Origin of the sequence: Mesorhizobium sp. M7A.F.Ca.AU.001.01.1.1 (assembly GCF_004022735.1) — a bacterium.
GTDB lineage: Bacteria > Pseudomonadota > Alphaproteobacteria > Rhizobiales > Rhizobiaceae > Mesorhizobium > Mesorhizobium ciceri.
In genome coordinates, this window is record NZ_RZPF01000293.1 from 1 (window position 1) to 7,375 (window position 7,375).

The 7,375-nt window shown below is 62.4% G+C and carries 6 protein-coding genes and 2 pseudogenes; 7 read left to right on the forward strand and 1 reads right to left on the reverse strand.

Annotated elements, in window-relative coordinates; all coding sequences use genetic code 11:
• The 7 genes and pseudogenes from EN884_RS18685 to EN884_RS18715 all read left to right on the forward strand — a co-directional run.
• Window positions 1–552, forward strand: a pseudogene (locus EN884_RS18685) (B12-binding domain-containing radical SAM protein); the annotation flags it as partial.
• The gene (locus EN884_RS18690; protein ID WP_063170155.1) at window positions 537–1,637 is read left to right on the forward strand and encodes a glycosyltransferase family 4 protein; all 1,101 of its coding nucleotides are present in this window, start codon (window positions 537–539) and stop codon (window positions 1,635–1,637) included. The pseudogene EN884_RS18685 and the gene EN884_RS18690, both read left to right, overlap by 16 nt.
• A 2-nt stretch (window positions 1,638–1,639) precedes the next feature.
• Window positions 1,640–2,770: a glycosyltransferase gene (locus EN884_RS18695; RefSeq protein WP_063170154.1), complete on the forward strand. Its 1,131-nt coding sequence runs from the start codon at window positions 1,640–1,642 to the stop codon at window positions 2,768–2,770.
• Window positions 2,767–3,861 (forward strand): glycosyltransferase, encoded by a 1,095-nt coding sequence (locus tag EN884_RS18700; RefSeq protein WP_013533197.1) that lies wholly within the window; start codon window positions 2,767–2,769, stop codon window positions 3,859–3,861. The genes EN884_RS18695 and EN884_RS18700 overlap by 4 nt, the downstream gene beginning before the upstream one ends.
• Window positions 3,858–4,961: a glycosyltransferase gene (locus tag EN884_RS18705; protein ID WP_063170153.1), complete on the forward strand. Its 1,104-nt coding sequence runs from the start codon at window positions 3,858–3,860 to the stop codon at window positions 4,959–4,961. The genes EN884_RS18700 and EN884_RS18705 overlap by 4 nt, the downstream gene beginning before the upstream one ends.
• A gap of 23 nt (window positions 4,962–4,984) precedes the next feature.
• The gene (locus EN884_RS18710) at window positions 4,985–6,031 is read left to right on the forward strand and encodes a UDP-glucuronic acid decarboxylase family protein (RefSeq protein ID WP_013533199.1); all 1,047 of its coding nucleotides are present in this window, start codon (window positions 4,985–4,987) and stop codon (window positions 6,029–6,031) included.
• A 93-nt stretch (window positions 6,032–6,124) separates the two neighbouring features.
• Complete coding sequence (locus EN884_RS18715; protein WP_013533200.1) at window positions 6,125–6,310, forward strand: hypothetical protein; 186 nt, start codon at window positions 6,125–6,127, stop codon at window positions 6,308–6,310.
• A gap of 10 nt (window positions 6,311–6,320) precedes the next feature.
• Here the strand turns inward: EN884_RS18715 and EN884_RS18720 are convergent.
• Window positions 6,321–7,375: pseudogene (locus EN884_RS18720) on the reverse strand (hypothetical protein); the annotation flags it as partial.

Consider the following 7,375-nt stretch of genomic DNA (forward strand, 5'->3'; position numbering starts at 1 on the left):
GGCTACATCTACTTCATCGACGAAATCTTCCTGCCGCAAAAAGCGTTGCTGGAAGCCTTGGTCGATCGCAATGTGAAATTCGGCGTGCAGACCCGCATCGATCTGTGGAAGCCCGAGCTGCTGGAATTGCTGGGCGCCGCAGGCTGCGTCTCCATTGAAGCAGGGCTCGAAAGCCTGACGGTTGAAGGCCGGGCGATGCTGGCCAAGCGCTGCCGGCTGGGCACCGAGGAACTTGCCGCGCTGCTCGTCGATGCTAGACGTCACGTTCCATTCGTTCAAGCCAATCTGATCGGCGTGGTCGAGGATGATCCCGCCCTGGTCGAGCGCTGGCGAACCCACCTGATCGACCACGGCGTATGGGCCAATGAACCTGTTCCGCTTTATCCGTATCCGAGTTCGCCCAGCTATCGCGAGCTTTGGGGCGAACCCGACGACCTTGCCTGGGAGCGCGCCCATGACCACTATCTCGCATCCTTCCAGAAATTCAGTGACATCCAGGAGAAGCGGCCCCGGCCGCTGGCGGAACTGGAGGCGACATGTTGCGGACACTGACGCCGCGCTCGTGGCGCATCCTGATGACCGTCGATGCCGTGGGCGGCGTATGGCGCTATGCGCTTGATCTGGCAAGGGAACTTGTGAACGGCGGCGACAGCGTGGTGCTTGCCGGGCTCGGTCCCCAGCCGACGAGGCAGCAGGCTGCGGAGGCAGAGGCTTTCACCACGCTGATCTGGTTGAACACGCCGCCGGATTGGATGACCCACAACGGCGGCGACCTGGATGCGCTACCGCGAGAATTGCTTGCGCCCATGCGCGACCACGCCATCGACCTAGTCCATTTCAACGCGCCGACGCAGGCGGCGGGATTCGATGCGCCGTGCCCAGCCGTGGCGGTCTCCCATTCCTGCGTGACGACATGGTTCCACGCCGTCAGGAAACAGGCAGTGGATGGCGCGTGGGCCTGGCAGAAGGAGCGCAACAGGCGTGGCTTCAATCGGGCCGACGCAGTCATCGTGCCGAGCCGCAGCCACGCCGACATGCTTGAGACCTGCTACGGCCCGATCGCGCGTCTGAGTGTGGTGGGAAATAGTGCCAGTCCGGTGCCGAAGGCCGAAAAGCGCCAACCGCTCGTCTTCGCCGCTGCCCGCTGGTGGGACGAGGGGAAGAATGCGGCGGTGATCGACCAGGCCGCGTCGCTGACGCGATGGCCCGTCTTTGCCGCCGGTTCGATGCACGGTCCGAACGGCGGGCGTACCAGCTTCAGCTATGCTGTTCCTCTGGGAGCACTGCCGTCTCACGAGGTGCGCTCCTTGATGGCGCGCGCCGGCATTTTCGTGTCGCCGTCGATCTATGAGCCATTCGGTCTGGCCGCGCTGGAAGCTGCCATGTCGGCGACGCCCCTGGTGCTTTCCGACATCGCAACCTATCGCGAACTATGGGACGGGGCTGCGATGTTCTTTGACGCGCGCAATCCGCACGACCTCGCTGCCGGCCTCAATCGTCTTTCCAGCGATGCCGAACTCAGGCGAGAGCTCGGCCAGGCAGCGATGCGACGGAGCCGCCGGTTTACACTGGCCAGGCAAGCGGCAGCCATGCGAGGCGTCTACGACAAGGCGGCCCTGGCTATGGCGGGGCGTTGACCATGCGCTTTTTGTTCTACACCCACTCGGTCCTATCCGACTGGAACCACGGCAATGCCCATTTCCTGCGCGGTATCATGCGGGATCTGATCGCGCGCCAGCACCAGGCAGTCGCGCTGGAGCCGTCCGACGGCTGGAGCCGTTCGAACCTGTTGGCCGAGAAGGGATCCTTCGCCATCGAACGCTTCCGCAAGGATTTCCCAGAGTTGATGCCGGTGACCTACAATGCCGGGTTCGATCACGAGGCCTGGATCGCCGAGGCCGACGTTGTGATCGTTCATGAGTGGACGGATCCGGAGCTTGTCGCACGCATCGGCCGTGCCCGGGCCGCTGGCGGCAACTTCATCCTTCTGTTTCATGACACCCATCACCGGGCCGTATCGGCGACCGAGGCAATCTCGGCGCTACGGTTGGAGCACTATGACGGCGTCCTCGCCTTTGGCGAGACCTTGCGCGAGAGCTATCTGCGCGCCGGCTGGGGCAAGCGCGTCTTCACCTGGCATGAAGCCGCGGACGATCGCCTGTTCAAGCCGCACCCAGAGATCCATCCCATGTCCGATCTGGTCTGGATTGGAAACTGGGGCGACGATGAGCGGACTGCCGAACTCAAGGAATTTCTGATCGAGCCAGTACACGATCTCGGTCTCGAGGCCACTGTTCACGGCGTACGCTATCCCAAGCCCGCACTTGCGGACCTGGCCGCCGCCGGACTGCGCTATGATGGGTGGATCGCCAATGCCGATGTGCCGAAGGCGTTCGCCGCGCATCGTGTCACCGTTCACATCCCACGGCGCCCCTATCGTGAGGGATTGCCTGGAATTCCGACGATCCGGATGTTCGAGGCGCTCGCCTGCGGCATTCCGCTGATTTCAGCACCCTGGTCCGATGTCGAGCAGTTGTTCAGGCCCGGCGTCGACTTCCTGTTTGCGGAGAACGGCTCTCAGATGCGGCAACACTTGCGGGCGGTATTGGCCGATGCGGATTTCGCGGCTTCCCTGGTGACTTCGGGCCTCGAGACCATTCGCTCCCGGCATACCTGCCAGCACCGCGTTGACGAGCTGTTCCGCGTGCTCACGGCATGCACGACCGAACATACCATCAACAACACCACCGCAAAGGAAGCCGCCGCATGAAGATGGCATTCTACGGATCGAGTCTTTTGTCGTCCTACTGGAACGGTGCCGCGACTTACTATCGCGGGTTGCTGAAGGCGCTTTCCCAATTGGGCTACGAAATCACCTTCTATGAACCCGACGTCTACGACCGGCAGAAGAATCGCGACATCGAGGCGCCTGACTGGTGCACTGTCGTCGTTTATGAAGCGACCCAGCACGCGCTGATGCAGGTCGCGGCACGTGCCGCCAGCGCCGACATCGTCGTCAAGGCGAGTGGCGTCGGTTTCGAGGACGAGGCGCTGCTGCGCGCCGTTCTCGACCACGCCCGCAGCGACGCGCTGGTGGTATTCTGGGACGTGGACGCTCCGGCAACCCTTGCCCAGTTGCGCGACGAACCGGACCATCCGCTCCATAGCGCCCTGCAAGAAATCGACCTTGTGCTGACCTATGGAGGCGGCGACCCCGTGGTATGGGCCTACCGTGCCATGGGGGCGAACGAATGCGTGCCGATCTACAATGCGCTCGATCCCCAAACGCATTATCCGGTCACCAGCAATGCGCGTTTCGCTTGCGATCTGGCGTTCCTTGGCAACAGGCTGCCGGATCGTGAGGCACGGGTCGAAGCGTTTTTCCTCGATCCCGCATGCCAGCTGCCGAAACAGCGTTTTCTCCTCGGCGGATCGGGCTGGGGGGACAAGCCGCTTCCCGCCAATGTCGGCTGGCTCGGTCACGTCGGCACCCGCGATCACAATGCCTTCAACGTCACACCCAAGGCGGTTCTGAACATCAGCCGCGACAGCATGGCCGTAAACGGTTTTTCACCGGCCACGCGTGTCTTCGAGGCGGCCGGCGCCGGCGCCTGCCTCATCACCGATGCGTGGCTGGGCGTGGAACTGTTCCTGAAACCAGGCGAGGAGATCCTGGTGGCGCGCGACGGCGGCGATGTCGCCGAGATCATGTGCTCGCTGACCTCCAGTCGGGCAAAGGCAATCGGCCAGGCCGCACTTTGCCGCGTGCTGGCCGATCACACCTACGCGTTGCGGGCGGACGTGGCCGATGCAGTCTTCAAACGTCACTTCGAGCAGGGGACCGTGGAGGCAGCGGAATGACCAAGCAATTGGACATCGTCTTTCTTGGCCTGTCGCTGTCCTCATCCTGGGGAAACGGCCACGCCACGACGTTTCGAGGCCTGCTGAAAGGTCTGCACGAACTCGGCCACCGCGTGACCTTTCTGGAGCGCGAGGTGCCGTGGTACGCAAACCACCGCGATCTGCGCGATCCGGATTTCTGCGCCTTGCGCTACTACGAAACCACCGCGGAGTTACAACGCGACTACGCCCGGTGCCTGGAGCAGGCCGACATCGTCGTCATCGGCTCGTTCGTGCCGGAAGGGCGCGTGGTCATCGACATCGTCGCTTCACTTTGCAAAGGGCGCTTCTGCTTTTACGACATCGACACGCCGGTGACCGTGGCGCAGCTTTCAGCCGACGATTGCGATTATCTGAGCTGGCGGCAGATTCCTTACTTCGACGTCTACTTCTCGTTCACCGGCGGGCCGATGCTTGGCCGTCTGGTGGAGGACTTCGGCGCGCGCCGCGCCGAGCCGCTCTACTGCTCGGTCGACCCGGAACGGCACCACCGGACTGGCGATCCGATCCGCTGGGATCTCGGCTATCTCGGCACCTACAGTGCCGACCGGCAGACAATGCTGAATGCGCTGCTGCTCGAGCCCGCACGGCATATGCCGGACCGGCGTTTCGTCGTGGCCGGCTCGCAATACCCATCCGACATCATCTGGCCGGACAATGTTGAACGTATCGAACATCTGCCGCCCGCCGATCATGCCGCGTTCTACAGCCGTCAGCGTTACACGCTGAACGTCACACGCAGTTCCATGATAGCTGCCGGATGGTCGCCCAGTGTGCGCCTGTTCGAAGCGGCTGCTTGCGGCACGCCCATCATCAGCGATCGCTGGCCAGGGCTCGACAGCTTCTTTCCTGCATCGGCGATCCACACCGCCGGGGAAACGGACGATGTCGTCGAGATCCTGTTCGGCGAGTCCGAGCGCACACGCCTCGCCATGGCCCGCCGGGCCCGCGAACGCGTCCTCGCATCCCACACCGGTGCGGCCAGGGCCCGCGAATTCGTGGCGGCGTTGACACAGCCAAGGGCGGCGGCCCTCGATTTCGACATCGGAAGCGCAGCATGACCAGCAGACAGGAGAAAACGGCGATGCGACAAACACGAAACGCGCGAAGGGCAAAGGCAGTGCTTGTTGCCGGCGGTGCGGGATTCCTCGGTTCGCATCTTTGCGAAACATTGCTCCGCAACGGCTGGCGCGTGATCTGCGCCGACAATTTTCTGACTGGGCGCATGGAGAACATCATCTCGATCATGGACCATCCGGGTTTCCGGTTGATCGAGCAGGATATCTGCCGGCCATTGGATCTCGGCGAGCCCGTGGAGCGTATCTTCAACCTGGCATGCGCTGCCTCGCCGCCGCGTTACCAGGCCGACCCTATCCACACCACGCGAACCTGCGTGATTGGAACGCTCAACCTGCTCGAACTCGCTGTCCGATATGACGCGCGGCTGCTACAGGCCTCGACGAGCGAAGTGTATGGCGATCCGGAACAGCATCCCCAGAGGGAGGATTATGTCGGCCACGTGAACTGCACCGGTCCGCGCGCCTGCTACGACGAGGGCAAACGCACCGCCGAAACGCTTTGCTTCGACTATCTGAGAGCCGGCAAAGCCGACGTGCGCGTCGCGCGCATCTTCAACACCTACGGTCCGAGAATGGATCCGGCGGACGGCCGCATCGTCTCGAACCTGATCATGCAGGCGCTCGAGAAACGTCCCCTGACGATCTTCGGCGACGGCTTGCAGACGCGATCCTTCTGCTATGTCTCCGATCAGATCGATGGATTGAGGCGCCTGATGGATATCGATCCCAATCCAGGCAAGCCGGTCAATCTGGGCAATCCCGGAGAATTCACCATCGTGCGACTGGCTGCGTTGGTGAAGGCGATGACGGGTACCAAATCGGATCTGAGATTTCTACCGCTGCCGCAAGACGATCCTCGGCGCAGGCAGCCCGATATTTCGCGTGCAAAAGCGCTGCTCGGCTGGACGCCGAAGGTGCCCCTCAACGAAGGGCTCAAGCTGACGATCGATTATTTCGCAGCTCTCGAAGGCAGCCGCATCGGCGATCAGATGACGGGCTTTGCCAAAAGAGCGAGGCCCGCACCCGGAGGGCTGCAGAACCTTCCGGCGTGATGCGAGATGGCGCCGAACCTTTCCCGAGATCGTGCGGAACATCCGCCCAGGCTTGTGGTTTGGCAGAAGGACCCGATATGGAGGATCACCCTCATGCAACCCAAGCGCCCCTCGAGGGATATCGACCAGATGGCCGAACGCGAGACCGCTGCCTATCTGCGGCGCGCCTCGATTACCTATCTCGAGTGCTGCGTCAGCCTGATGATGACGCATCTGCAGCGCGAGGAAGTGGCCACTATTCTCGAGCAGGAAGCAGACATGCTGCGAAGGCTGGACTGATCGGAAACGATCATATCCGGCATTCGTCCAGGAACCGTATCAGCGGCATCCTATATCGGTCTGCCATCTCGGCCAACCTTGTTTTTTCCCCGCCGTCCTCGGATTGCGCAGCCGTGCTCCAGAGCCCGAGTTGGAATGCCAAATAGCATGGTTCGAAAAAGCCGATGTGGTCATGGTCGATGGCAAGTTCCATTCCCTCGACCAAGGTCCTCACATCGCTGTCGGACAGTCCATACTCGACGCGGGCGCCGGCAATGTCCCACTCGATCGGTTGGCAGCCGATCAAATCATGTGCCCGGCAGTGGTCAACAGCATCTGTCTTGAGCACCGTGCCATCTGCACGAACGAGAAACTCCCACGGTTGAAGCTTTCCGTCGATTTCAACGCGCTGCAGCACATGCGCGGAGGTCGGTTTCGAGAGCCAACCGCGCAACGTCGCTGCGCGTTTCTCGTCCAAGGCTTCCGACGCATTGGAAACAGCCATCTCCGCGAGAGCAAGCAATGATGCACCCGGTTCGCAAGTTCGAAGATTGAGCGCACGCCAGGTCAGGTAGTTTGTGAGCTCCGCGATCAGTTTTTCCCTGGGCAGCGGCGCCTGATCCATCGTGCTGCCATCAATCCACCGTTCAACCAGAAAGCCATGGCAAAGCGCGACAACTTGCGATCCGAACCCGGCTTCATGCAACATCGCCGCGGCTCGTTTCTTGCGGAGTCCGGTTTCGCCGAGGCCGGCGAATTTGACGAGCCAGCGGTCACGCCCTGCGGACGCCAGGAATTTACGCCGCTCGGTACCGCGTGGGCTCGGCGGCCAGCGTCCTTCGTCGGCATAGTGGGCGGCCCGCCACTCGCCACCAGATAGTTCGGTCAGGTTTAATTCCGGCCTGCCGACCGCCTCGGCCACCCAATCGCGCAGCGTGGGAATTTTCGAGCTTTCGGAGAAGGTGCATTCAAACGCCGTCGCCACATGTTTCGGACAGCGCGACCACGTTTCCCGAGCCTCCGGCGACGCTTCGCTGCCCGGGCCGCCTGAATGGCTGGGAAACAGGTGAATGCGGTCCGTATCGA

Bases quoted from the DNA above. Each gene is read 5' to 3' on its own strand.
- EN884_RS18690 (WP_063170155.1), top strand. From the start codon at position 537: ATGTTGCGGACACTGACGCCGCGCTCGTGGCGCATCCTGATGACCGTC.
- EN884_RS18695 (WP_063170154.1), top strand. From the start codon at position 1,640: ATGCGCTTTTTGTTCTACACCCACTCGGTCCTATCCGACTGGAACCAC.
- EN884_RS18700 (WP_013533197.1), top strand. From the start codon at position 2,767: ATGAAGATGGCATTCTACGGATCGAGTCTTTTGTCGTCCTACTGGAAC.
- EN884_RS18705 (WP_063170153.1), top strand. From the start codon at position 3,858: ATGACCAAGCAATTGGACATCGTCTTTCTTGGCCTGTCGCTGTCCTCA.
- EN884_RS18710 (WP_013533199.1), top strand. From the start codon at position 4,985: ATGCGACAAACACGAAACGCGCGAAGGGCAAAGGCAGTGCTTGTTGCC.
- EN884_RS18715 (WP_013533200.1), top strand. From the start codon at position 6,125: ATGCAACCCAAGCGCCCCTCGAGGGATATCGACCAGATGGCCGAACGC.